We start from the raw sequence: 25252 nt of genomic DNA on the forward strand, positions 1-25252 counted from the left end.
GGCGCCGCCGGCCATGGCCCCAATCACCGCCGAGGGGAAGAACGTGCCTCCCGAGCCCCCCGAGCCCAGCGTGAGCGCGGTGGCCACCAGCTTCGCCACGCACGCGATGACGAGGAAGACGAAGCTGAGCTGCCCGATGGCCGCCAGGTTGATGTACGCATGCCCGCTGCCCCACACGGTGGGGCTGAGGAGGGCGAGCAGGCCCGCGCACAACCCGCCGCACGCCGCGCGCAGCGGCAGGGAGCGCTGGCCGAACCACACCGACAGCCGCTCGCCCTTCATCCGCCCGGCGAAGAAGTCCTCCGCGTGGTGCATCAGCCGCACGAAGGCGTACGCGAGCAGCCCGCAGATGAGCCCCAGCACCCCGTAGAAGACGACCTCGAAGCTGCTCACCAACTGGTAGTCGAGCCGGTGGAGCATGGGCGCCGCGTCCATGGTGCCACGGCTCACCAGCGAGCCCGCCACGCTGGCGAGGATGATGGGCGAGAAGACGCGCAGCTCGAACTCGCGCAGGATGATCTCCATCGCGAAGACGGCGCCGGCGATGGGGGCGTTGAAGGAGGCGGAGATGCCGGCCCCGGCGCCGCAGGCCAGCAGGATGGCCAGCTCGCGGCGGGAGAAGCCCAGCGTGCGGCCCACGGTGGAGGCGAAGGCGGCGCCTCCGTAGACGATGGGACCCTCGCGCCCGGCCGAGCCTCCGCTGCCGATGGTGATGGCGCTGGCCACCAGCTTGAGCAGGCCGAACTGTCCGGGCAGCTCCTGGTTGCCCTTCACCGCGCGCACCACCTCGGGCACGCCGTGGCCATGGGTGTTGGGGTAGTCGCGCAGCAGCCGCCCCACCACGAGCCCACCCAGCGGCGGCGCCAGCAGGAAGACCCACCAGGGCAGGTGCGGGAGGATCTCCGTCACCTCGTGGGCCTGGCCGAAGACGCGGTTGAGCGCGGTGAGCGCCACCAGCGGGTAGTAGAGGGCGAGCGCGCCCAGTACCAGCAGGGCCAGCAGGCGCAGCCGGCGTTTCACCTCGTCACGGGGCCCACCGGGCTCGATGATCCGCACCAGCAGCAGCGCCCCGAGCGCCAGCGGCAGGCCGATGATGGCGAGCTCCAGGTGCCAGTTCGTGGTGCGCAACGTCTCCCACGCCGACACCAACGTGCGCGAGCCGGGCCGGCGCAGGGCCTCGCCGAGCCACGCGCTGCTGAAGGTGATGCCACTCACCAGGCCAATCAGGTTGACGAAGATGCCCGCGGCCAGTCCGCTGTAGAGGCCCACGATGGCCCCCGCCACCGGCAGCACCGACGGACCCGGCAGGTGGATTCGATTGGAGGCTTGCAGGCAGGCATGGATGAAGCGCCGCGAGGCCTCGCGAAGCGAGGTGCGGGTGATGGGCGGAGGCTCGTCCTTCATTTGGAGCACATAGTACCCACCGCCGCGCCGGAAAATTCAAGGCGCTTGATGATTCAACGATGAGACTCGAGGTGCGAGTAGAGAGGGCGCGGTTTTCACGGAGTGTGATTGTCCGTGGGCAGGCGGGAGCGCACCAGGAGGGCGAGTCCGCCGAGCAGCAGCCAGGGGCCCACGTGCGAGGCCGCGAGGTGCGCGGCGCTCCCATCCGGGCAGTGCACATGGAGCAGCAGCAGGCCCACGGCGCCCGCGGAGAGCCCCGCGGCCACGGCTCGCGCCGGGTGGTACGCCGAGCGCCGCAGCATCACCAGCGCGGACAGCAGGGGCAGCGCGGACAGGAGCATGTGTGTCCGCATGCAGCCGATGGCGCCCGCGAGGAAGCCCTTCACGGCCAGCCCCGAGCCTCCCAGCACCACGGACAGCGCCACCACGGCCGTGCACGTGCCCACGAGTCCCCAGGCCATCCGCCGCATGGGGGCCAGCGCCACCACCGCTCCGCCCACCATGGCCAGCAGCACGAGCAGGGCCAGCCCCGCCACCACCCCGGGCGGCGCCGAGTTCAGCATCAGCCCCAGCGGCGTGAGCGCCAGCGCGCCGAGCGCCGTCAGGCCCACGTACGCGCCCATCAGCATCAGCACCTCGCGCCACCAGGGCGTGGGCGTCGGGTGGGCCGCGAGCTCCTCCAGGGCCCGGGCCGGCACCGCCACCTTCATGGCCGGGGCCTCCACGGGCTCCAGCGCGTCGAAGCCCTCCACCAGCGCGCGGCACTCCGCGCACGAGGCCACATGCGCGGCCAGCTCCGGCGGAAGGGGCTGGCCCAGGGCGTCCAGCACGCGCGAGCACTCGGGACTCATCCGTTCGTTTCCTCTCGCAGGGTGGCCAGCAGCTCGCGCAGCCGCGCATAGCCCCGGTGCGCCCGCACCTTCACGGCCGACTCCGTCAGCCCCATCGACTCGGCGATCTCCGCGAAGCCCATGCCCTCGAAGCGGTGCAGGACGATGGGGATGCGCTGGCCCTCGGGAAGTTGCTCCAGGGCCCGCTGCACCGCGCGCTCGAGCCCCGCGTCCCGGGGGCCCGGCTCCTCCACGGCCACGCTGGTGGGCAGCTCGCCCTCGTCCGTCAGGTCCTCGGGGCGTTTGCGCCGCTGCCAGTCACGCGCCGCGTTGGTGGCGATGGCGTACAGCCACGGCTTCACCCGCGCGCCCTCCTGGAAGCGGCCGCGCCCCCGGACCATGGACAGGAAGGTCTGCTGGGACAGGTCCTCCGCCGCGGCGGGGCTGCCCGTCAACCGCGCCAGGTAGCCGTGGATGGGCCTCGCGTAGCGCTGGAAGAGGGCATCGAAGGCCCGGGAATCGCCCTGACAGAAGCGCGTCATGAGTACCTCGTCCGACTCACCGGCGGCCGGGGTGGGCGTCGGTGCGTCAGCGGTACGCGCGGGGGCGGTTCCTGGTTTCAACGAAGGAGGTGTCACGGGCGGGGCGGGGTGGAAACCCTACCCCAGCCCGGAGCCTTCCGGGGGTGCTTCCCTGCTCGCCCTACTGGCGCTTGAGCAGCGCCTGGGGCGTGGGCGCGGAGGAGGGCAGGCTGTCGGCCGCGTTGGCCAGGGCCTCGCGCACCTTCTCCTCGGCGGCCTTCATCTTCTCCTCGGCGGCCTTGCGCTGGGCGGCCAGGGGGGCGAACCAGCGGCTCGGCGGGTTGAGTGCCGCCCGGTCCTCGGCCGAGTACTTCAGGTACGAGTACTTCGTCTGCTCGGACGGCAGCCGCAGGTCACTCACCAGGCCCACCCAGGAGAGCGCCTTGAGGGAGTAGTAGCTGAGGTCCACCTCCCACCAGAACCAGCCCTGGTTGGCGGTGTTCTGGTGGAAGTGGTGGTTGTTGTGCCACCCCTCGCCCAGGGTGACGAGGGCCAGCAACCAGTTGTTCTTGCTGGTGTCCGTCGTCTTGTAGCGGCGCTTGCCGAACACGTGGCTGAGCGAGTTGATGGTGAAGGTGCCGTGGTAGAGCAGGGTGGTGCTCACGAAGAAGCCCCACACCAGCATGGAGAAGCCGCCGATGAAGTAGAGGGCCACGGCCAGCAGCACGGGCGGCACCACGAAGAGGCGGTTGAGCCACACCAGCTCCGGGAAGCGCGCGAAGTCCTTGATGCTGTCGTAACGCGTCTCGTTGTACTTGTCGCAGAGGATCCACCCGGCGTGGCTCCACCAGAAGCCCTTCTGCAGGGGCGAGTGGATGTCCTGCTCCTGGTCCGAGTACCGGTGGTGGTGCCGGTGGTGGGCCGCCCACCAGAGAACACCCTTCTGCGTCGCGAGGGTCCCCGCCAGCGCGAGGAAGAACTGGAAGCCGCGGCCGGCCTTGTAGGCGCGGTGGCTGAAGTAGCGGTGGTAGCCGGCGGTGATGCCCCACATCCGGAAGATGTAGAGGCCCACACACACCGCGACGTCCACCGGCTTCGCCCCCGTGTAGAACACGAAGAGGCACATCAGGTGCACGCCCACGAAGGGAATGGACGAGAGCCAGTTGATCTTCTCTTCCTGGGCGGGAGTGGCGGCTTGAGCAGTCAAGGGTGCCTCGGCTGGAATCAGACCGAGCGGCAAGGTGCTCAGTCTCATCCCGCATCAACACCCCCCCGTGTCATGGCTCTGTCAGGCGGACGCAGATTTCCGCAGGCCCGCCAGCCAGTGCTCGAAGTCCGGGTGGCCATGCAGCGGAGCGAGGTCCTCGTCGGAGTCCGCGTAGGAGCCATCGTGGAAGCCCAGCTCCGTGGCGCGTCGCAGCATGCGCATTGCGTCATTCAGGTGACGCGCGCGGGCATGGGCGCACGCCGCGTCATAGGCGAGCCGTGAGGAGCGGACGTGGGCGAGTCCCGCCTCGCAGAGGGCCGCCGCCTCCGAGTAGGCGCCGCGGATGAAGAGGGGACGCTGGGCGCACAGGAAGGCGGCCTCGAGGTCCACCCCGGGGAGCCGCAGCGCCTTCGGCACGCGCTCCGAGCGGATGAGGGAGCCGGCGTACTCGTGCATCACGGTGCGGTCGTGCGTCTCGTGCCAGGCCATCTCCCACAGGGCGAGCGCCCGGAGCTCGTCGCCGATGAGCGAGAAGGCCGCGGCGAGGGCCTGGGTCTCCACGGGCCGGCGCCGCACCTGGGAGAAGTGGTCGAGCGCCGCGCGGCCCTGGCCATTCTTGAGGGCGGCCCAGCCGAGCAGGTGGTGGGCGCGCGAGGCGAGGTCCGGGGTGCACTCCTCCGAGTCGAGGAGGGAGAGGCCGTGCTGGCGCGCCTCGTCCAGCCGTCCCTGGGCGAGGGCCGCCTGGGCCCGCTGCAACTCCAACTGGAGCGGCGGGGGCACCACGCCCGAGGACACCTTCATGTCGCCGCGCAACACGGCCAGCACCAGCCGCAGCGCGTGCAGCCCGTACATGCCGAAGAGGACGGCGAGCAGGGGCATGGGCCGCTCCATCGCGAAGGCGAAGGCCACCACGGCCAGGCACAGCACGAGCGCCAGCAACTGCGCGCCGAGGAAGCCCGCCTGTCCGAAGAAGCGGGTGGCCACGGCGCTCACGATGGTGCCCCCATCCAACGTGGGGACGGGGAGGAGGTTGAAGAGGGCCCAGAAGATGTTGGCCACGCAGAACCAGGTGATGAGCGCGCGCGCGGACAGCGCGTCTTCCGGCAGTCCGAAGCGTTGGAGCCCCAGGGCCGCCAGGGCCAGCATCAACCCGGAGAGGGGCCCCGCGGCGGCGATCATCGTCCGTTGGTGCCAGGGGATGGGGGTGGGGGAGTTGGGCCGGGTGGTGCCCCCCAGCCAGAGCAGCGAGATGCTCGGCCGGTAGCCGAAGGCCCGGAGCATGAGGGCGTGGCCCGCCTCGTGGCCGAGGGCCGACACGAAGACGATGAGCATCCACGAGAGGACGACGAGCACGGCCGCCTGGAGGGCCTCGGGGCTCCCGGGCTCCTGGACGAGCTGGTGGTAGGGCCAGAAGTCCAGGTGCGGCGCCGCCGGACTCTCCCGCACCGTCAGCACCATGAGGACGCCCAACAGGGACGAGAAGAGCAGGTGCGAGAGGTGGACCTCGACGGGGATGGCCCCGAGCCGGAAGCGCAACATGGGGCCTGACCTTAACCAAAGGAGGCCAGCCGTGCAGGCCAACGCCTGGACCCTGGAACAATCTCCCTGATTCGCTAGGTTCCCCCGCCGCATGCTGCGGATTGGTCCCTACACGCTCCCCAACCCCTTCATCCTCGCGCCCATGGCGGGGGTGAGCGAGAAGCCCTTCCGCGTCATCGCCTTCGGGATGGGGGCCGCTCTCTGCCCCACCGAGCTGGTGAGCTCCCAGGGGCTCATGCGCACCAACCAGCGCACCCTGAAGTACCTCCGGTACGACGCCGAGGTGGAGCGGCCCTACAGCCTCCAGATTTTCGGGGGCGAGCCGGAGTCCATGGCCCGCGCCGCCGTCATCGGCAAGCAGTACGGGGCGCAGATGATCGACATCAACATGGGCTGCCCGGTGAAGAAGGTGACGAAGAACGGCGCCGGCAGCGCCCTGCTGTGCGAGCCGGACCGGGGCGCCGCCCTGGTGCGCGAAATCCACGCGGCCACCGGCCTGCCCGTCACCTGTAAAATCCGCTCGGGCTGGGACGAGCACACCCGCAACTACCTCCAGGTGGCCGGCAAGCTCTTCGAGGCCGGGTGCGCCGCGCTCGCCATCCACCCGCGCACGCGCGCCCAGGGCTACTCGGGCAAGGCGGACTGGAGCGTCATCGCGGACCTCAAGCGTCACTTCCCGGACAGGCCCATCATCGGCAACGGGGACGTGAAGACGCCGGAGGACGCCCGCCGGATGCTGGAGACGACGGGCTGCGACTTCGTGATGATTGGCCGCGGCGCGCTGGGCAACCCGTGGATCTTCCGCGAGCTGCTCGGGGGCCCGCCGCCCACGCCGCAGGAGCGCTCTGAGCTGGTGCTGCGCCACCTGGCCGCCCACCTCGAGTTCGTGGGCGAGGAGCTCGCCGCGGTGCGCTCCTTCCGCAAGCACCTGGCCTGGTACGGCCACGGCCTGCACGGCGCCGCGCTCTTCCGCTCCGAGGTGAACCAGCTCGACACGCTCGAGGCGGTGCGGGACGCGGTGAGGCGCTTCTTCGTCTCCGCCCACGCCGACCCGAGTGCCTCCGAGGGCGAGCAGGACGTCGATTACCGGGCCGCGCTCGGCTGAGTGCTCCTCTTCCTCACCCCTGCGACACGCCTGTAGCGCCCGCGTTTTCGTGCGTGCGCACTGCGGAAGGTCATCTCGTGAGCACTCCGTGCGAGCGTGCGCGCTGGCACCGGTTGCGGGTGCGCTCGCGGCCCGCGTTGCGTGCGTCGTCGCGTGCTCGCGCGGGCTCGCGGAGACGCCGTTTTCCCTCGGAGCGGAGCGAAACGCGGCGGAGGCCGAGAAATCGGCTCGCGCGAGGTCGGAGCAGGTGGGGGTGGTGGCCGATTCGGGGGTTTCGAACGCGCGCGATGCCGAAAAATCGGCGCGCCACGCGTTGCACTACATCACCATGCGTTGACACACTGGCAAGGCATCTCTACCATTCATCACAAGCACTCCTTCTGCGAGTGCAGGCCCCACTCGGATGAGTGGAGGTGGAGTTGAACCAACGGAGGGTTTAGATGGCCGCGAAGAAGAAGACCGCGAAGAAGGCGCCGGCGAAGAAGGCCGCCGCGAAGAAGACCACCCGCAAGACCGCTGCTCCGCGCACCGCGAAGAAGGCGGCGGCGAAGAAGGGCGCGGCGAAGAAGGCCCCGGCCCGCAAGAGCACCCGCCGCAAGACCGCGGCGAAGGCCCCCGAGGCCGCCCCGTCCGAGGGGTAGACGTAGGCCAGTGACTTCGCGCAGTTTGAACGGCTCGGCGGACTTCCGCCGGGCCGTTCTTGTTTTTTCCGTCAGGAGGACTGGGGTGTCACTGCGATCCTCGGAGTTGGAGCAGGTGGTGGCGGAGGTGTCCGCGCAGTTGGCGGGCGCGGTGGTGCAGAAGGCGTGGTGTCCGCTGCCGCGCCTGGCCTACCTGGAGCTGCGCGTGCCCGGGCGCTCCGTCCTCTTGTGCCTGTGCGCGGAAGGCGAGCTCTCGCGCCTCTCGGTGGCGGAGGATCGCTTCCCCACGCCGGGAGAGCCGGCGCCCTTCCAGCGCTGGCTGCGGCAGGAGCTGGTGGGTTTCAAGCTGGCGGGGGCCGCGTGGCGGGAGGCGGAGCGGGTGGTGACGCTCGACTTCCAGAGCGAGGACACGCGGCGCCGGCTGGTGCTGGAACTGGGCTCGCCGGGAGGGCTGATGCTGCTGACGGAGCCCGGCCGGGTGCTGATGCTCTCCGGCGAGGGCCTGGCGCAGCGGCGCTCGCTACACCCGGGCGCGCAGTGGACGCCGCCGGAGCCGCTGCCCGCGGACGCCCTCGCCAAGGCCCGGGCGGCCACATCGCGCCTGCTGCCCTTCCCGGGCGACTTCCTGGTGTACGCGGAAGCAGCCGAGCGGTTGATCGGCCCGAAGGACAAGACGAGCCGGGCCGAGTCCATCCGCCGGAGGCTGGCGTTGCCGTACCGGGCGAGGCTCAAGCGCTCCGGACGTACGCTGGAGAAGGTGCGCGCGGAGGCGGCGCGGGGGCCCGAGGCCGAGAAGCACCGGCAACTGGGCGAGCTGCTCACCCAGAACCTCTACCGCCTGAAGCGGGGCGCCACCGAGGTGACGCTCACGGCGTACACCGAGTCGGGGATGGAGGAGGTGAAGGTGAAGCTGGACCCGAAGCGGACGCCGAAGGAGGAGGCGGACTGGAACTTCCACCAGTACCGGCGGTTGCTGAGGGGCGTGGAGCATGCGCGGCAGCGCGAGGCGGAGCTGGCGCGCGAGGTGGCGCACGCGGAGGCGGCGCTGAAGCAGCTCGAGGCGCTGGACGAGGCCTCGTTGCTGGCGCAGGCGGAGGTGCTGCAGCTGACGGCGGCCGAGGCGGGCCCACCGGAGGCGAGGCCCTTCAAGGAGTACGTGGGGCACGGAGGCCAGCGCATCTGGGTGGGGAAGGGAGGCGAGGACAACGACACGCTCACCTTCAAGGTGGCGAGGCCGTACCACCTGTGGCTGCACGCGAGGGGGCTGCCGGGCAGCCACGTGGTGGTGCCGTTGGAGAAAGGGGTGGAGGTGGCGCAGGAGGTGCTATTGGACGCGGCGCACCTGGCGCTGCACCACTCGGGGGCGAAGGGTGAGCCTCGGGGGGAGGTGAGCTGGGTGCCGGTGAAGTTCGTGAAGAAGGTGAAGGGTGGAGCGCCGGGCCGGGTGCAGTACACGCGGGAGAAGACGTTGGTGGTGCGCCTGGAGCAGGAGCGCCTGGAGCGGTTGTTGAAGACGCGCGGAGGCGAGGCGCCGCCCGTCCCATGAGCGTGAAGTCCCCGATGGGCACCCCGACGGGCCCGGTATGCGCCCGTTCTGCCGGCTCTATCCCTTCGAGCGCTGGCCGGACGGAAGCTGGAGCGTGCAGATGAGCCGCTACGGTGACCTGGCCGAGGCAAGAGCGGGCGGGGGAGCCTGCCTGGGAGTGGAGGAGGCCGAGCGGATGGAGGACGTGCTGACGGCCTTCGGTACGACACGGGAGTCGGTGGAGTCGCTCGGAGAGCAACTGGCGGAGGAGACGAGGGCACATGGGCGGGGTTGACGGGGCGACGCTGGGCAGGCGAGCGGCTTGCGCCGGCCTTGAGTCCGGGAGGCCACTGGGTACGATGCCGTCCGCGTGTCGTCGCTTCCGCCCCACCATCAGATGCACCTCTTCCCGCGCGCTCCCATTCGTGAGGGGGGCACTTCCCTGCCCACGCGCACCCGCGCGGTGGAGTCCTCCAACCGTCTGGCCACCGCCCTCCACGAGGAGGAGGTGCCGGTCGCGGAGAACTTCCACCGGGAGAACGCGCTGCGCGGCCCGCAGCCCAACCTCGGCGCGTCCACCCGTGAGGAGCTGTGGGCCCGGGCCGAGGCGCTGGCCTTCCGGCTGTCGGCGGACTTGCGGATGCCGGTGCGGCTGGCGGTGACGGACAACCGCTCCACCATGGTGTCCTTCCGGCGCAGCGCCAACGCGCTGCAACTGCGGCTGCACCACATGTTCCTGGACGCGCCGGAGCCGGTGGTGCGCGCGGTGGCGGACTACGCGGGCCGGGGCAACCGCCTGGCGGGCGGCGTGCTGGACGACTACATCCGGGGTCAGCAGCCGCGCATCCGTCAGGAGCGCCACGCGGCCGAGGCGGACCTGGAGCCCCGGGGCCGCTGCTTCGACTTGCAGGTGCTCTTCGATCAGCTCAACCGCGTCTACTTCCACGGGAGCATCCAGGCGCGCATTGGCTGGGGCCGCATGCCTCCCCGGCGGCGGCGCAAGTCCATCCGTCTGGGCGTCTACGACCATCAGACACGGGAGATCCGCATCCACCCCGGGTTGGATCGCCCCGAGGTGCCCTCGTACTTCGTGGAATTCATCATCTTCCACGAGATGCTCCACCAGCTCTTCCCCAGCTCGAACGGGACGGGCCGCCGGGTGCATCACCCTCGGGCCTTCCGTGAGCGGGAGAAAGCCTTCCCGCTCTACTCCGCCGCACTGCGTTGGGAGCGGGAGAACCTCAACCTGCTGCTGCGAGGCTGAGACGCGGTTCCCTGCTCGCTGCTTTACCAATTTACCAATCGAAGGGCGCGTGCGGACGCTGCTTGACCCTGCGCGTCGCCCGACCCAATCCTCTTTTGCCCATGCGACGCGCGAAGATTGTCTGCACCCTTGGTCCGGCCTCTCAGAGTCAGGAAATGCTCGAGGCCCTGATTGAAGCTGGGATGGACGTGGCCCGGCTCAACTTCTCTCACGGCAGCCACGAGAACCACGCCGAGAACATCGCCAAACTCCGGGCGGCCTCGCTGAAGGTCCGCAAGGCGGTGGGTATCCTGGGAGATCTCCAGGGCCCCAAGATCCGCACCGGCCGCTTCATCACCGGCAGCACGGAGCTGAAGGAAGGTGGCGAGTTCCACATCACCACGGACGAGTCGGTGAAGGGCACGGATGAGATCGTGTCCACGACGTATCCGTTCCTGGCGGCGGACGTGAATCCGGGAGACCGCATCCTGCTGGATGACGGCTTGCTGGAGCTGCGGGTCCTCGAGACGGACAAGAAGCAGTTGATCCGCACGAAGGTGATTCATGGCGGCACGCTGAAGAACAACAAGGGCATCAACCTGCCGGGAGTGGCGGTGCGCGCGGACGCGCTGACGCCGAAGGACCGGGAGGACCTGGTGTTCGGCATCAAGGCGGGAGTGGACTTCCTGGCGCTGTCGTTCGTGCGGCATCCGGCGGACATCGACATGGCGCGCTCGGCGATGGCGGAGGTGGGACGGTCGGTGCCCATCATCGCGAAGCTGGAGAAGCCGGAGGCGATTGCCCGGCTGGACGCCATCCTGGACAAGACGGACGGCGTGATGGTGGCGCGAGGTGACCTCGGCGTGGAGATTCCGCCCGAGGAGGTGCCCTCGGTGCAGAAGGACATCGTGCGCCGGTGCAACATGAGGGGCCTGCCGGTCATCGTGGCGACGCAGATGCTCAACTCGATGATCGACAACCCGCGGCCCACGCGAGCGGAGGCCAGCGACGTGGCCAACGCGGTGTTCGACGGGGCGGACGCGGTGATGCTGTCGGGCGAGACGGCGAGCGGCAAGTTCCCGCGCGAGTCGGTGGAGATGATGGATCGCATCGTGCTGGCGGCCGAGTCGACGATGCGGGCGCAGGGGCTGAACGCGCCGACGGAGTCGCCGGTGGGGTTGCCGACGCACTTCCCGGACGTGATTGCCGCGAGTGCGTGTTACGCGGCGAGGCAGGCGGGGGCGTCGCTGATCGCGGCGTTCACGCTGTCGGGCGTGACGGCGCGGTTGCTGGCGCACTACCGGCCGCCGGTGCCGATCGTGGCGTTCAGCCCGAACCAGGAAGTGCGCCGCCGGCTGGCGCTCCTGTGGGGCGTGGTGCCGCGGGTGCTGGAGCCCATCCAGGAGACGGAGGCGATGGTGCGCCGCGTGGAGGAGGAGTTGGTGGCGCGGGGCCTGGCGCAGAAGGGTGACCGCGTGGTGATCGTGTACGGCGCGCCGGTGGGCCAGCCGGGCAAGATCAACAGCCTGCGGCTGCACACCATTGGTAGCTGAGCGGGTCCACGGAGGGAAGACCCTCACCCTATCCCTCTCCCAAGGGGAGAGGGGACTTGCACGGTGAACACTGGAGTCAGTCCCTCTCCCTCTGGGAGAGGGTCGGGGTGAGGGTCTACCGCGCGCCTACCCGCGGAAGTCCTTGAGGGCGCGCTTGGGGACCTCGGCCTCGACGAAGATGCGGAACAGCTCGTTATCGAGCTGTCCGCTCTGCACCTCGCGCTTGAGGATGTCGAGCGCGAGCTGATGAGGAACGGCCTTCTTGTAGGGCCGGTCGCTGGCGGTGAGGGCGTCGTAGATGTCCGCGATGGACATCATCCGGGACTGCACGGGGATGGTGGGCTCGGGGATGGCGCGCGGATAACCGGTGCCATCGAGCTTCTCGTGGTGCGCGTAGGCGATCTCCGGCACGCGGCGCAGGGTGCGCGTCCAGGGAATCTGCGACAGGAAGCGGTAGGTGTGCTCCACGTGGCTCTCGATCTCCCGGCGCTCCTCCTCGGAGAGGGTGCCCTTGGCGATGGAGAGCGAGTGGATCTCCCGGTCGAGCAGCAGGGGCTGCTCCTTTCCGAAGGAGTCCTCGAAGTGCAGGTGGCGCAGCTCGTGGAGCCGCTCGAAGTTGCCCTGGGCGAGCACCGTGGGCCGGTTGCAGGTGAGGACGAACTCGAGCACCTCGTCCAGGTGCTTGAGGTCCTCGAGGAGCCGCTCATCCTCCTCGGCGTCGATCTCCGCCATGTTCTGCACGCCGCGCAACTTCACGGCGGCGAGCCGGCGGCGGTAGCTCTGCAGTTGCAGGTCCTTGCGGGCCAGCTGGAAGCGGGAGCGCAGCCCCTCCATCTCATGGGGGTAGAGCTTCTCGGCCTTGACGAGCACGGGCTCGCGCACGCCCACCTTGCCGAAGTCGTGCAGCAGCGAGGCGTAGCGGACCTCCTGGAGCTCGGTGGCGGTGAAGCGCGTGTGGGCATAGGGCCCGGTGTGCACGTGCTCGAGCGCGCGGGCCATGGTGACGGTGAGGTCGGCCACGCGGCCCGAGTGACCGGCGGTGGTGGGATCCCGCGATTCGATGGCCACCACGGAGGCGGAGACGAAGCCCTCGAAGAGGCGGTTGATCTCCTCGTGGAGCAGTGCGTTCTCGATGGCTCCGGCGGCCTGGGCGCCCAGGGCGAGCAGCAGCTCCTCGTCCTCGGAGTCGAAGGGGCGCCCGCTGAGCTTGTTGAGCGACTGGATGACGCCGGTGACTTCACCGTTGGCGTCGCGCATGGGTACGCAGAGCACGCTCTGGGTGCGGTAGCCGCTGAGGGTGTCGAAGGAGCGGTTGAAGCGCTCGTCGGCGTAGGCATCCGGGAGGTTGATGATTTCTCCCGTCTGGGCCACCTGGCCGGCGATGCCGCTGCCCACGGGCAGACGGATTTCATTCTTGGAGCCCTGGGCCACCTTGCTCCACAGCTCGTTGCGCTCGCGGTCCAGCACGAAGAGCGAGCACCGGTCCGCCTCCACCACCTTGCTGGCCTCGTAGAGGATGAGGGGCAGCAGCAGGTCCAGGTCGCGCTCGGCACTCATGGCCTTGGTGACGTCCAGGATGGACGTGAGCTTCTTGAGGCGCCGGGTGAGGTCTGGAGGATCGGGCGGGGTCTGTGGAAGCACCGGAATAGGACTCCAAAGGGCGGCGGCGCACGGCCTGGGAGTCATCTTCTTAGCACGGGAAATACGTGGACCGCCCCTCCCCCTGCTCGCTCGCCCCCCAAGCGGGTACCACCCGGGAGCGGAAGTGGCTATGTAGCGCCCCATGACCCGCCGCGTTCTCGTGTCCCCCTCGCTCCTGTCCTCCGACTTCGGCCGCCTCGCCGAGGAGGTGCGCGCGGTGGAAGCCGCCGGGGCGGATTGGATCCACGTGGACGTGATGGATGGGCGTTTCGTGCCCAACATCACCATCGGCCCGGTGGTGGTGGAGGCCATCAAGAAGGCGGCCACCCGGCCGCTCGACGTGCACCTGATGATCGTCGAGCCCGAGAAGTACGTCGACGCCTTCGCGAAGGCGGGGGCGGACATCCTCACGGTGCACGTGGAGGCGTGCACGCACCTGCACCGGGTGATTCAGCAGATCCGCCACGCGGGAGCGAAGCCGGCGGTGGTGCTCAACCCGGCCACGCCGCTGTCGGCGGTGGAGGAGGTGCTGGGAGACGTGGACATGGTGCTGCTGATGAGCGTGAACCCCGGCTTCGGGGGCCAGAGCTTCATCGCGTCCACGGTGGACAAGGTGCGCCGGCTGCGCGCGATGATGGATGCGCGAGGGTTGTCCACGGACATCGAGGTGGATGGGGGCATCAACGCCGAGACGGCCCGGCGGGTGGTGGACGCCGGGGCCACGGTGCTGGTGGCGGGCTCGTACGTGTTCGGCTCGAAGGACCAGGCCGCGGCCATCCGCTCGCTGCGGCCCTGAGGGAGCGCCTCGGGCTCAGTGGGCCGTGTTGTCGAGGCCAGCCATCCGCGCCACCCGGGTCATGAAGGTGTGGTCGAAGGGCTTCACCTCGTAGGCCTCGGCGCCGAGCTCGAAGCACACGTGGCGGGTGAACTGGTCCTCCACGCCACTGAGGATGACGACCTTGCAGTCGCGCGTCTCGGGGTCCTGCTTGAGCTGAGCGAGCAGGTCGCGGCCGTCCTGGTGCTGATGGATGTCCAGGATGATGACCGCGGGGCGGTGTCGCCGGGCCAACGAGAGCACATGGTGGGAGGTGGTATCCGCCACCGAGGCGAGGCCGGAGCGGCGGGCCTCGCGGGTGAGGGCGGATACAACGAGCGGCTCGTCATCGGAGATCAGGACGACTGGAGGAAGCATGGGACCCCGGGGTGCCTTCGCTGTACGGGGGAGGGTCAAGCAAGCGGTGTTCCCGATGCATCCCCCAGGAAAATGGACGGGTTACGAGCGGGGAGGCCGGGTCCCGGGGGCCCCACGAGTCCTGGGAAACCCCTGACGGGTTTCAGGAATGAAAAGCTGATCCAAGGACGTTGACTAGGCCGGGCGGGTCTTGTACATCCCCGCCCACTTCGACGGCCCGAGAGCAGTTCCGTCGAGGCGCAGAGCGGTATCGGGGAGTGGCTCAGCCTGGTAGAGCACTTGGTTCGGGACCAAGGGGTCGCAGGTTCAAATCCTGTCTCCCCGACCATCAGAAGGGCGCGGAATCCTTGGAGAAATCCTCGGGTCCGCGCCCTTCGTCTTTCCGGGGCCAGGAGGCCAGCGGCAAACCAGCAGCAAGCGGAGGGAGCCTGTTCTCGGCGGACACGGGGACGCTCGGATTCGACGAGCGCTCCTGGTGCAATGACTTGGTGGGCGAGAACCACGAAGTCCCCCGCGAAGCGGCGCTGATCGCAGCGGAAGACCCATGGGTTGCGCTTGCGGCGCAGCAGCTTGCGCACGAAGGGCTTCTCATCGCTCTTGAAGGCGTAGCGCTCGGACAGGAGCGAGGCGGTGGAGAGTGAATAGCCCTCCTCCCTGGCGAGCAGGAGCGCCCAGGGGTTGGCGTGCCCGAGCAGGGGCAGGGAAACGGGCAGGACGACGGGGGGCTCTCGAGGCATGCGGGCGGAGCGCCCCGACGCGGTGGGGTGCCTCCTCGGTCTCACACGGTAGGGCGCCCGGAGGGTGGCGGCAACGCCCGCTCACCCTCGGCACATGGGGGGGACCGAGCGCGCATCCCTTCCGGCGTGTCCAGGGTCCCGGAATGGTGGTTGCCGCGTTTCCGTAGTTGAGTCGGTCCATGCGAACACTCTTCCTCCTCTGCTGTTTGTCGCTGGTGGCCTGTGCGACGACGGCGTCCGTCCCGGTCCCGGCTTCGGCCGGCTCCAGCGCGTTGCATGAGGTGAAGCGGGTGAAGGTGGCCGAGAACGTCGAGCTCGAGGTTCTCGACTTCGGCGGCCGAGGGCCCGCACTCGTCTTCCTGCCGGGTCTCGGCGACACGGGCCACGTCTTCGACACCTTCGCGCCGGAATTCACCGCGGCGCATCACGTCTACTCCGTCACGCGCCGGGGATTCGGCTCGTCGAGCTGGCCCGAGCAGGGCTACGACACCGCCACCCTGGGCGAGGACGTCGTCCGGGTGCTGGATGGGCTGGGGCTCGCGAAGGCGTCGTTCGTGGGCCACTCCGCCGCCGGGCCAGAGCTCACCTGGGTGGCGACCCATCACCCGGAGCGCGTGGAGAAGGTGGTCTACCTGGACGTGCGGACCGACGGCGACCTGCTGGCGGAGCTCCTGACGGTCCTGCCCATGCCGCCTCCGAGCGAGCCTGCTCCCGAGGACGTGGCCTCGCGTGCCGCCGTCGCCGCCGCGGCCGCGCGCCACGTCGGAGGGGCGTTGCCCGAACACGAGATCGACGAGACGAGCGAGTTCGATCCGAACACCGGGCGCTACCTGCGCGACCACGAGTGGCCGCACGCGGAGGAGCGGGTGATGAAGGGGTTCTTGAAGGTGGACTTCGCGGCCGTGCGCGCGCCCGTGCTCTTCTTCTCCGCGGGCGAGCCTCCGCCCCGGCCCCAGCGGGCGGAGGACATCCCCGGCTTCCCCCAGATGACCCCTCCCCAGCAGGAGACGTTGAGGACCCTGGTCCCCAGGAAGCTCGAGCGGGACGCCGAAATGGAGAGGGTGCTGAGCATGCCGAACTGGAAGGGCGTCAAGCTCGAGCACGCGCGGCACTACCTCTGGCTCACCCACCACGACGAAGTGCTGCGCGAGATGATGACCTTCCTCGGGACATCTTCATGACCGGGGTGAGCTCTACCGGGCCACGCTCCAATCCCCTTCAGCCAGGTCGCTGAAGGGCGCTGCCTGCGAGACCTTCCGACCGCGCTTGGCGCGAACTGGTCCGACTGTCGGACCAGTTGCTCGAAACCGCGCCCGGGAGGTCCCCTTCTTTCGAGCTTCGTTCGGTGGCCACGCCCCAGAGGGCTCTCCTCCGGTGGCCCTTGGGATTACTCGGCCAGGGTGGTCGGCTCGGGCACCGTGAAGTCGAGCTGATCGAGGCCCTTGCGCATGTCCTCCACGTCGAGGTGGCCGTACTCCTCCGAGGTGATGGCCGGGCCCTCGATTAGAACGGGGACTTTCCCAGGTCCGTGTTGTCCTCGAGGAGCATCTGGAAGCGCTTCAGCTCCTCGGGGCGGTGCATGCCCACGCGAAGATTGAAATGAGGGCTGTCCGGAGGCCGATACAGCCGTGCCGCTGCCCCCTCTCGCTCGAAGAGCATGCTGTATCGGGGATAGGGGAGTCGTACGAAGCCCATCTGCTCGAGGAGTCGCGCGAGCTCCTCGGCACTGGGCGTCGTGTGTCCCTCTCGGCGCAGATAACTGGTTTGATGAGGGAGGGTTGGCAGGTGGACGTGCTCCATGGCCCAGAGGAAGAGCAGCTCCCGTAAGCCGAGGGCCTCCCTGTGCAACTTCGTCTTCCATGCGTCTGCACCGAAGGGCATTCGTACCACCTGACAGTCTCCTTCCTCGGAAGGGGACTCCAGATCGAGCCAGTAATGATGGGGGGCCAGGGGATTGGGGTCTCCGAAGATGAAGAGAAACCGCCTTGGCGGCAGTTCTCCCTTCGGCGCGAGCCGGTAGAGCTCGGCGACATCGAGGATGGGATCGAAGGAGCGCACTGGGGCCAGAAGCGGCCCTCCATGCGTCCCCATGCACCGGGCGAAGTTCCGATAGACTTCCGGGAGCGGACGGCTGAAGACCTCCTCCAACTCGTCCAGGAGCACGTCCGGGTAGCCCTCGATTCGACCGTCGTAGCCGGGAGCGTAGCGATCGAGCAGTGCTAACAGTTCGTCCATGGCTCAGGCGCATTGCTCGCTGTTGTCACACAGCATCTCTGGGGTGAGGACTTGTTCTCCTTGCGCAGCCGCACCAACTCCTCCCGCTCGGCCGTGGAGAGCACGCCCGCTGGCTCCTTGCCCTTGTCACCGTTGGCCTCTCGCACCCAGTTGCGCAGGGCTGACTCGGTCAGGTCCAGCTCCTTGGCCACCTGGGGCAGGCTCTTGCCGTCCTCGCGCACCAGTTTGACTGCATCGGCCCTGAACTCCGGGGTGAAACTCCGCCTCTTCCTTCGCTCCATGAACACTACCTCCCGTGTAGTCGACTTATGAGGTGTGTCCACAAAACCGGGGCAGGCTTAGGAGGCTCGGAAGAAAGAGTATTTCGAAAGCAATTGCCACTCCGAGTTGGGATCCGACTCAATTGGAACATTTATTTTTCCGAGCCTTCTTACTTCCCCTGCTCATCTGCCCCGAGGAGGAAATGAAGTGTCAGCACAAGAAGAAAGGAAGTCGAGGTCAATACCTGGACTCCGGCGCTTCGTTGAGGCGCCAGTGCCCTCCGCTCAAGGGCCATCTCCGCGGCCCTTCGGTTCCAGCACGGAGATGTGCCGTTCATCTGTGCTCACTCCTGACCTCGCCAACGCGACGGCGAGCCGGGCTGGCCATGGCGCTCCTCCTGTTCGGAGTGCCGTCCGTGCTCTTCTTGCTCTTCCTGGCGACGCCGACGGGTTTCATTGGCGGCCCGCCCTCACCCATTCCGATCGGATGATGGGGAAGGTGAGCCGGACTCCTGGTTGATTCGCCGACAATCTCCTGGGGCCAGGACCCGCCGCGAGGCTCTTGCCCCCGCTCAAGAGGCTCCGCGTGCGCGATAGTCCGCGCCCAGGCGCCGCACCGTGGTCTCCTCCTCGGCCAGGTCCATTCCCCCGGCCGCCGCGAGGGTGGAGACCCGGGCCAACACGGCCTCCGAGACGGCTTCGGGCCGCCCGGCGTTGAAGGGGGGCTCTGGCGCGTATTCGAGCACGAGCTGGATGGCCTGGGCGACGACGGGGCCCGCCAGCTCCGCCGCGAGCGTCAGTCCGAAGTCGATGCCCGCCGTGACGCCTCCGCCCGTCACCAGCCGGCCTTCGCGCTCAATGCGGCCCAGGAGAACGGGGAGACGGAACAGCTCGACGCGGCCAGCTACGAGAACCTGGGCAACATGGCCAAGGTGGTGAAGGGCGCCCTCACCATGAAGCTGGCCGAAGAAGAAGCCGCCCTCGGGCCAGTCCGTGAACGACTCGCCGCCGAGGTGCTGCTGTTGGAGGACGCGGACCTGCGCAAGCTGGAGAGGGCCCGCCGGACGTTGGAGGGCACCATGCAGCGCCAGCTCGCCATCTTCCACCAGCTCCGCGCCGAGCTGGCGAACACGAAGACGGAGAACACGCCCGAGGCCCATGCGTTGAGGGTGAAGCTGCGCCTCGTGAAGTAGAAGCCCGGTTGCAACAGCCGTAGTTGACGGCCCCAGGTTCGTTTTGCTGGCCCTTCCCGGCCAACTTCGCCCTCCTCGCCAATTGCTAGGGCTATCGAATCCGGGAGAGGCCCCCCACCCCAGGGGGACAGTGGTTCCCTTGTCTCGGGTCCAATTCCCAAGGCCCCCGTCTTCATCGAGGACCCCCCCGGGTATGGGGTGGAGCTCGATTTTTTCGGGGACCATCCGGCGAGCAGCACGCCAGTCAGGATGGCGCTGATGATGACGGGCGCGCTGTGCGTCCGCTCCGGGTCGGGCACCGCGCCCATGGCGACGCTGTCCGCGATCCAGTGGGCGCCCTTGATGGCGTAACGAATTTCCCCCAGCTCAGCCGAGAGGCTGATGTGTTGCATCTGCGTTCCTCCTCGGGTTGATTGGATGAGGACACCCTGGCCTACCAGCCAGGACGTCAGCGGGGATGACCGCCAAGGTTCTTATGCCGAAGCACGGGCGCTTTTGATGAACTCCACGAAGGCCGTTGCCGAGAGCTGGACTTGCCCCCCATTGCGTGGCTCTCCCGCAGTTGTATAGCAGTCCGCGCCACCGGGGCCCTCACTGCTTCCGCCTATAACTACAAGGCTCCGTGTAGTATCCTGCGGACCGCCATGGCTCCCGTGCGTCTCGCCATCACCGGGCTGGGAATGGTCAGCACCGTCGGATACGACGTCGTGTCGGCCTGTGCTTCACTGAGGGCGGGCATCACCCGGCCAGCCCCGCTCGATTTCCAGGTGGCTTCCAGCGAGGACCTCGCCGTCGATGCCGTCACGGGACACCCTCTGGTGGGGGTGACAGATGGCTTCTCGGGGCTTGGGCTCCAGATCCACCTGGCCTCGCTTGCGCTCCGTGACCTACTCACCTATGGGCGGCTGGATGCCTCGGACCCCCGCTTCTGGCGGGACACCGCGTTGTGGGTGGGCACCTCCCCGCCTCGGATCGCGGAGGATGCGGACAGGGAAGCACTCCAGCGGCTTCTCGATGCGCGCCTGTGCGCCGAACTGGTCCGCCGAGTGGGGCTTGCCATTTCCCCGGACCACCAGCGGCTCGTGCCACGGGGACACACGTCCGTCCTGAGCGCGGTAGCCGAGGCCGCCGAAGCCCTCGCCCACGGGCATGTTCGCCGCGCCCTCGTGCTGGGAGTGGACAGCCTCGTGGGCGAGGACGAGCTGCGGTGGCTAGCCTTTCACCGGAGGCTGAAGACGCCCGAGCGGCCCGTGGGGCTGATGCCGGGAGAGGCCGCAGCTGCGCTTCTGCTCGAGACAGAGACGGAAGCACGGCGGCGCCAAGCCGTTCCCGCCGGTCTCATCACCGCCGTGGAGGTCCTGAATCCTCCACGGGAAATCCGGGACGAGCCACCGGGACTCCTGTTGGCCCGTGCAATCGAAGCCACGGTCGCCCAGGTATCCCGCGTCCATACCACCTACGGGGATCTCAATGGCGAGGAGTGGAGGGCGCGCCAGTGGGGAACGGCTCTGGTGCGCTTCGCTCAACATCCCCCCTTCCAGGGAGTGCGCCAGTCCTGGCCGGCCACCTCCCTGGGCGATACTGGGGCCGCCAGCGGAGCGATCCACCTGGCGTTGGCCTGCCGGACCTTCCTCCGGAATCCAGCCAGCGGGGACACCGCTCTTGTGTGGTCCCAGGCCGATTCGGGTGCGGTGGCCTCGGCGCTCGTCCGCCGGGCCGACGGCAACACCAACACTTGAGTCCTGAAGGGAACGGGCCGATGGACAACAACCCGAAGCCGCAGCAGCCGAACCCTAGGAAGCGCAAGGGGACTCCCGCCAAGAAGGGCAAGGCCGTCCCGGCCGAAGAGACGCCGAAAAAGAAGAAGCAGAAGACCGGGCCCAAGGACGACCACACCACCTGGGACGGCCCCTCCAACAATCATAAGTCCAACACAGACGGCTACGGCTGCATCTGGCGGCACCACATCGAGGACGGGGATTGGGACAAGAATCCCTGCAACTATCCGCTCAATGGGTTCTACGCCTCGGCGGATGAAGTTGGTGACCGCTACGCGCTGTACTCGGGGGACTTCCGCTCCAAGGCCGAGACACTGGGCTACGTGAAGGAAGGCGAATACATCACGGATGCTGCACTGCGGAACGTCAATGCAGCCGGGGCGCGTGTCATCGCGGAAGGCGTGCGCAAGTCCGAGGGCTTCAACATCGAGAAGTACATCAATCTCGCCAAGACGGCCTTCTACTGGCTCAAGAGGGAGGACGGCTGGAAGATCAACGTCTGCCCCGTTCCTGGGCCCAGCAACCCACTCAAGAAGGACCAGCCCAACTTCCTGCCCCGGCAGGACGAGAAGCGAGGCGGACACGGCGCTTGGTACCCGTATGACCACAACTACCACCACCTCATTCCCATTGGCGCGGTGGAGGAGTGCATCGTCGGCAAGGCCGGCGGCGAGACGGCGCGCTCCGAGCAGGTCATCAAGATCGTCCTGATGTCGCGCTGGAACATCCACAAGCGCCTGAACATGATGCTGCTGCCGCAGCAGGAAATCGTCGCCGAGGTGGTGGGGCTGCCCGCGCACTGTCCCTGGGGCATCCCCTCTCACACGGAATACCAGGACTCGCTGATGCAGAAACTCAAGGCCATTCGCTCCAAGATCGACGGAGCTATTGAGGGCGGCAAGGAACATCCGGAGCCGGAGGAGGTTCAGCTCGAATTCGACGAAATCTCCGAGACCCTCTTCGAGAAGGTCAAGGGGATGACTGCCGGGCGTAAGCTCAGCGCAGTAAAGTGGTGAGCCATGGCATACAGCTACTTCACGGTGTCCAATAGTCGGGACGAGCGCGCCATCCAAGTCCATGATCTTCCGGATCAGGTCAAGCACTATTACAGGCTGACCGATGCCACTCCGGTGGGAAACCTGTTTCCCCCCTCCACGGTGCTCTCTGTCCACCCACGATCCGGGGACATGCTGACCGATTTCATCGACAACTCGGACGCGGTGCTTGAGGTCTCCGCGAACGCTCGGGAAGTGCTCATGGCCCACGGCGTGGGGGAGAATGCCGCCGAGTACCTCCCCTTCATCCTCCACGACAAGCAGGGCCGGGTGGTGAAGGAGCGGTACTTCGTCGTCAACCTACTGAGCAGCGTTGCCTGCTTCGATTTGGCGAAGTCCAAGTACAAGACCTACCCGAACAAGCCCGGGAAGATCTACGGCATCCGGAGCATCCACCTGCGCGAGGACCAGATCCCCCCAGACGCCAAGCTCTTCCGACTCGCCGAGTACACGCGGTTCATCATCATCCGCTCCGACTTGGTGGAGGCCATCCAGAAGGCGGGGCTCACCGGACTGGCCGTGCTGCCGCTCGGCGCGGACGTGAGCTGAACACTTCGGAGCCACCCATGGGACTGCGTCAGACAGAGACCCTCCAGGGCAATCTCGGATTTCTCGCGGCGAAGCGGCTGGAGGCGCTGGCGGAACGGCCGGATGCGAAGCTCGCGCTGGAGGCTGCCGCATTCATCCGGCAGGTCGGATGCAGCGAGCTGCTGGCCAACATGGACTCGCGAGTCTTCTTCCAGGCCCTGCACCAGAGCGCGGCCATCTACCTGGACTTGCTGGAGCGGCGGAGCGACTGCTCCGAGCGGGACACGTACTACCTGGCGCGAAGCAAGGCCGCCCCTTTCTTCGACGCCGTGGCGGCCCAGGCCAACGATCTGGTGGAGCGCATGCTTCCCCTACTGCCAGGGGAATGGATGCGTCGGATGGAGCCCGAGGAGCACTTCCACTACCACATGGCGCTCTCCTGCTTGGCGAGCGGCACTGGGGACCTGGAGGGGGTGATGCAGGCCTTCGAACGCTCCCTGGATGGAGGCGAGTCGGAGCGTTTCAACGCCGCCCGTGCCCTCGTGACGGGCGAAGCCGAGGCCTTCAACGCAGCGCTCAAGGCCATCATCGAGCAACGCTGCAAGGCGATTGAGGCAGAGCGGAAGTCCGGGCTTTTCGACCCCTACTTCCACCGGACGGAGGCTCACATCTTCGTGGAAGGTATCGCCCTCGTCAGGCTTGCGCGGCGGCGGGGACTGCAGACGCTCCGCGCGTACCGGACCCTCCCCGAGCCCGCCCTGGAGGACCCGGTCGCATAGGTAGAATTGAGTGCTCCCGGCGGGTGCCGCAGAGAGGGTTCGTCGAGTTCACGCCGCAGCAGCGACCTCAAGCGAGGGAGCACTCGGGTGCGCCTCTGTTTCCGTCTCCAACATGTCTCCAGGGCTGGAGGGGACTTCGGGAGACAGGTGGGACAACCAGGGACTGGTCCGTAGACTCGAAGTGCCTGGATTCACTCGCGATTCCTCAAAAGGCGTGTGCCGTCGCGGGTTGAGGGGCCCCCTCGTCCACGGGTTCAAATCCTGTCTCCCCGACCATCAGAAGGGCGCGGAATCCTTGGAGAAATCCTCGGGTCCGCGCCCTTCGTCTTTCCGGGACCAGGAGGCCAGCAGCAAACCAGCAGCAAGCGGCGAGGGTTCACCTCCGGCGGCTCCTGGGATGACTCGGTTGGGGCTGGCTCGGGCGCTGTGCGCCTGCGGTACGCACGGCCAGGTCGTGGTCCCCAGCGAGCAGGTCCATGTGCTGCGGCAGCCGCGCGCCGCAACGCCCCTCGTGAAGCTCGCTGCCTGGTTCCGCCGCTGCCTTTCCTTTCCTCAGCTCAACTGAGCTCAGCGGTAGGTGCGCCAACAGTTCTCTCCGCGCCGCGTTGAGCTATCGCCAATGATTCCCGGTACTCACGCGCCTCTGCCGCCATCGTGAATGCTGCCTCGAGTCCTTTGGCCGCCACGAGCTCCCGCAGTTCGAGGACAGAAACCCGGAAGAACTCCTTCCTGAGGTTGACACGATTGATCCTTCGATCTTCGAAATGCTTGTGAAGTTCGCGCTCCAGGCCGGGGGCGTCGTCGGTCGTGATCATCGCATGCACGTCGAACTCGAATGGAACGGACGCATCACCCAATTCGTAGATGCGATCCATCGGATCGAGGCGGCGGGTCATCCCGATCTTCAAGATCCCATCCCCAAAGGACCCCACGTTTGAGATGACATACACGTTACCGGAACGTGTCTGCTCGGCCATCGACTTCGCTCTGAGGTTCTTGGCTTCTGCCTCCGCCAGGCGTTGGTTCAACTCGTCGACCTTCTGCTGAAAGCGAGCACGCTCTTCAGCTGACGCAGACTCGGCCTCGGCACGTGCCTTCTCCAGTGCCTTGGCCAAGACCTCTTCCTCCTTTTGCGCCTCCTTCATGACGCGCTCCGCTTCGCGCCGCGCCTTCTCTTCTTCACGAATCTGTTCCTGGATCCGGCGCTGCTCCTCCCTCTCACGAAGGCGTAGTTCCTGAGCAGTTACTGCCCATCTCAGCTCGTCCAGCCTTGCCGCCAGATACGCATCCAGGATCCGTGCATTTCGGAAGGCCTCTCCGTTCAGGTTGACCAAGGCGAATGCGTCCCGAATCTCCTGCTCGAGCGTCCCATAATTGTCGCTCCTGGTTCTTGAAAGAATTCCATCCACGCGGCCATTGAACGCGTCTATGACGAATCGGATCGCGGTCTCCTTCCGTTTGGCTTCCGCATAGTCACACTCCGCGGCGTGGCCTTCCTCTACCATTCGCTGGGACTGCTCCCGGGCCGACTTCAACTTGACTCCTGCCTCCAGATGACCAAAGTCCGAAGCCAGTTCATCGAGAAGGCTTCGCGTCGGAACGACGTACTTGTCTCCATAGCCGTCGATCACGTTGCGGATCGCGCGAATGGCCTGCTCCAGCGTATCCTTCTCTCGCAGGGCAATGTATGCATTTCCCGCAATCCGCTCGGCGCTCTTGTGAGCTTCGTCCAGGATCCTTCGCGCATCTTGGGTTGCCTTGCCAAGGATGGAGTCCGCTTCTGACCGCAGTTCCTTGAGTTTGTTGCTTGCCTCACGAAGTTCGATGTCGCTTCGGGCTCTGGATGATGCGGAAAAGGTCTCCGCTTGCTGTTTGAGCGTACTTGCTAGTTTGAGCGCCTCGTCGAGAGCTCGTTTGGTTTCCTCTTCCGCGTTCGCGAGCCCTTGGAATCTCAACAGTGGTTCGAAGGTCGCCATCGCCTTTCTGAATTCATTTTCAAAATGGGCGCGTACCTTCTCTGCTTCGGCTTGCGCGTTTTCCCGCTCGCGCGACAACTCCGCGTCCACGTCATCGAGTCTTTTGCTGACCTCCCGCTTGAGACGCTCCCGTTCGGCGAGGGAATCGGCCCGGACCTTCGTGAGTTCCTGTTCGACTTCCGATAGTGACCGCTGGGTCTTTTGCCACCGCGTGCGCAGCACGAACGCCCAAATCGCGACCGGGATGAACCCGAACCCGCATGCAACGAATATCAATCCAAATAGGATTTCCATGATGAGCCTCCCCAAA

Annotated in this window: 23 protein-coding genes, 1 tRNA gene and 1 pseudogene; 14 read left to right on the top strand and 11 right to left on the bottom strand. The window is 67.5% G+C overall.

Features of this window, described 5'->3' with window-relative positions:
* The 5 genes from Q664_RS37305 to Q664_RS37325 form a co-directional block, all read right to left on the bottom strand.
* The coding region (locus Q664_RS37305; RefSeq protein WP_052519153.1) for a chloride channel protein at positions 1-1404 on the bottom strand (1404 nt) is incomplete at its 3' end.
* A 95-nt stretch (positions 1405-1499) separates the two neighbouring features.
* Positions 1500-2255 (bottom strand): DUF1109 family protein, encoded by a 756-nt coding sequence (locus tag Q664_RS37310; RefSeq protein WP_043407188.1) that lies wholly within the window; start codon positions 2253-2255, stop codon positions 1500-1502.
* Positions 2252-2776 (bottom strand): RNA polymerase sigma factor, encoded by a 525-nt coding sequence (locus Q664_RS37315; protein WP_043407191.1) that lies wholly within the window; start codon positions 2774-2776, stop codon positions 2252-2254. The genes Q664_RS37310 and Q664_RS37315 overlap by 4 nt, the downstream gene beginning before the upstream one ends.
* A gap of 160 nt (positions 2777-2936) precedes the next feature.
* On the bottom strand, positions 2937-3881 hold the full coding sequence (locus Q664_RS37320; protein ID WP_425117458.1) for an acyl-CoA desaturase: 945 nt from the start codon (positions 3879-3881) through the stop codon (positions 2937-2939).
* 162 nt (positions 3882-4043) lie between these two features.
* Positions 4044-5501 (bottom strand): site-2 protease family protein, encoded by a 1458-nt coding sequence (locus Q664_RS37325; RefSeq protein ID WP_043407194.1) that lies wholly within the window; start codon positions 5499-5501, stop codon positions 4044-4046.
* 91 nt (positions 5502-5592) lie between these two features.
* Between Q664_RS37325 and dusB the strand changes: the two genes are divergently transcribed.
* The 6 genes from dusB to pyk all read left to right on the top strand — a co-directional run bounded on the left by dusB (position 5593) and on the right by pyk (position 11568).
* Entirely contained in the window at positions 5593-6606 is a 1014-nt protein-coding gene (dusB, locus tag Q664_RS37330) for a tRNA dihydrouridine synthase DusB (protein ID WP_043407197.1), read from the top strand.
* Positions 6607-7046: 440 nt separating this feature from the next.
* Positions 7047-7247 carry a hypothetical protein gene (locus tag Q664_RS55540; protein ID WP_198956048.1) on the top strand — a complete coding sequence of 67 codons (201 nt, stop codon included), beginning with the start codon at positions 7047-7049 and terminating at the stop codon, positions 7245-7247.
* 85 nt (positions 7248-7332) lie between these two features.
* The gene (locus tag Q664_RS37335; RefSeq protein WP_043407200.1) at positions 7333-8793 is read left to right on the top strand and encodes an NFACT RNA binding domain-containing protein; all 1461 of its coding nucleotides are present in this window, start codon (positions 7333-7335) and stop codon (positions 8791-8793) included.
* A gap of 37 nt (positions 8794-8830) precedes the next feature.
* Positions 8831-9067, top strand: a complete 237-nt coding sequence (locus tag Q664_RS37340; RefSeq protein ID WP_043407204.1) for a hypothetical protein — start codon at positions 8831-8833, stop codon at positions 9065-9067.
* A gap of 75 nt (positions 9068-9142) precedes the next feature.
* A complete protein-coding gene (locus Q664_RS37345) occupies positions 9143-10036 on the top strand; it encodes a hypothetical protein (protein ID WP_043407207.1) in 894 nt (297 codons plus the stop codon).
* Positions 10037-10137: 101 nt separating this feature from the next.
* Positions 10138-11568, top strand: coding sequence for a pyruvate kinase (gene pyk, locus Q664_RS37350; protein ID WP_043407210.1), 1431 nt, complete (start codon positions 10138-10140; stop codon positions 11566-11568).
* Between the two features lie 126 nt (positions 11569-11694).
* Here pyk and Q664_RS37355 read toward each other — a convergent pair whose 3' ends face one another.
* Entirely contained in the window at positions 11695-13209 is a 1515-nt protein-coding gene (locus Q664_RS37355) for an HD family phosphohydrolase (RefSeq protein WP_043407212.1), read from the bottom strand.
* Between the two features lie 142 nt (positions 13210-13351).
* Between Q664_RS37355 and rpe the strand changes: the two genes are divergently transcribed.
* Positions 13352-14005: a ribulose-phosphate 3-epimerase gene (gene rpe, locus Q664_RS37360; RefSeq protein ID WP_043407215.1), complete on the top strand. Its 654-nt coding sequence runs from the start codon at positions 13352-13354 to the stop codon at positions 14003-14005.
* 15 nt (positions 14006-14020) lie between these two features.
* On the opposite strand, the gene Q664_RS37365 is transcribed toward rpe, so the two are convergent.
* On the bottom strand, positions 14021-14401 hold the full coding sequence (locus Q664_RS37365) for a response regulator (protein WP_043407218.1): 381 nt from the start codon (positions 14399-14401) through the stop codon (positions 14021-14023).
* Positions 14402-14652: 251 nt separating this feature from the next.
* Between Q664_RS37365 and Q664_RS37370 the strand changes: the two genes are divergently transcribed.
* Together Q664_RS37370 and Q664_RS37375 are read left to right on the top strand one after the other, a co-directional pair.
* Positions 14653-14729, top strand: a tRNA-Pro gene (locus Q664_RS37370).
* Between the two features lie 588 nt (positions 14730-15317).
* A complete protein-coding gene (locus Q664_RS37375) occupies positions 15318-16319 on the top strand; it encodes an alpha/beta fold hydrolase (RefSeq protein WP_063934830.1) in 1002 nt (333 codons plus the stop codon).
* Between the two features lie 322 nt (positions 16320-16641).
* Here the strand turns inward: Q664_RS37375 and Q664_RS61615 are convergent, their stop codons facing one another.
* The 3 genes and pseudogenes from Q664_RS61615 to Q664_RS61620 form a co-directional block, all read right to left on the bottom strand.
* Complete coding sequence (locus tag Q664_RS61615) at positions 16642-17373, bottom strand: SMI1/KNR4 family protein (RefSeq protein WP_235217031.1); 732 nt, start codon at positions 17371-17373, stop codon at positions 16642-16644.
* 50 nt (positions 17374-17423) lie between these two features.
* Positions 17424-17654, bottom strand: a pseudogene (locus Q664_RS37390) (transposase); the annotation flags it as partial.
* Between the two features lie 551 nt (positions 17655-18205).
* Entirely contained in the window at positions 18206-18472 is a 267-nt protein-coding gene (locus Q664_RS61620; RefSeq protein WP_052519155.1) for a hypothetical protein, read from the bottom strand.
* 84 nt (positions 18473-18556) lie between these two features.
* On the opposite strand from Q664_RS61620, the gene Q664_RS60260 reads away from it, so the two are divergent.
* The 5 genes from Q664_RS60260 (at position 18557) to Q664_RS37420 (ending at position 22966) form a co-directional block, all read left to right on the top strand.
* Entirely contained in the window at positions 18557-18826 is a 270-nt protein-coding gene (locus Q664_RS60260; protein ID WP_052519156.1) for a hypothetical protein, read from the top strand.
* Between the two features lie 644 nt (positions 18827-19470).
* The gene (locus Q664_RS37405; RefSeq protein ID WP_052519157.1) at positions 19471-20565 is read left to right on the top strand and encodes a hypothetical protein; all 1095 of its coding nucleotides are present in this window, start codon (positions 19471-19473) and stop codon (positions 20563-20565) included.
* Positions 20566-20585: 20 nt separating this feature from the next.
* Positions 20586-21620 (top strand): AHH domain-containing protein, encoded by a 1035-nt coding sequence (locus Q664_RS37410; protein WP_052519158.1) that lies wholly within the window; start codon positions 20586-20588, stop codon positions 21618-21620.
* A gap of 3 nt (positions 21621-21623) precedes the next feature.
* Positions 21624-22208 (top strand): imm11 family protein, encoded by a 585-nt coding sequence (locus Q664_RS37415; protein ID WP_043407227.1) that lies wholly within the window; start codon positions 21624-21626, stop codon positions 22206-22208.
* 17 nt (positions 22209-22225) lie between these two features.
* A complete protein-coding gene (locus Q664_RS37420) occupies positions 22226-22966 on the top strand; it encodes an Imm49 family immunity protein (RefSeq protein ID WP_043407229.1) in 741 nt (246 codons plus the stop codon).
* 557 nt (positions 22967-23523) lie between these two features.
* On the opposite strand, the gene Q664_RS37425 is transcribed toward Q664_RS37420, so the two are convergent.
* Positions 23524-25236: an SNIPE associated domain-containing protein gene (locus Q664_RS37425; RefSeq protein WP_152622570.1), complete on the bottom strand. Its 1713-nt coding sequence runs from the start codon at positions 25234-25236 to the stop codon at positions 23524-23526.
* Positions 25237-25252 lie beyond the last annotated feature (16 nt).

Origin of the sequence: Archangium violaceum Cb vi76, assembly GCF_000733295.1 — a bacterium.
Lineage (GTDB): Bacteria > Myxococcota > Myxococcia > Myxococcales > Myxococcaceae > Archangium > Archangium violaceum.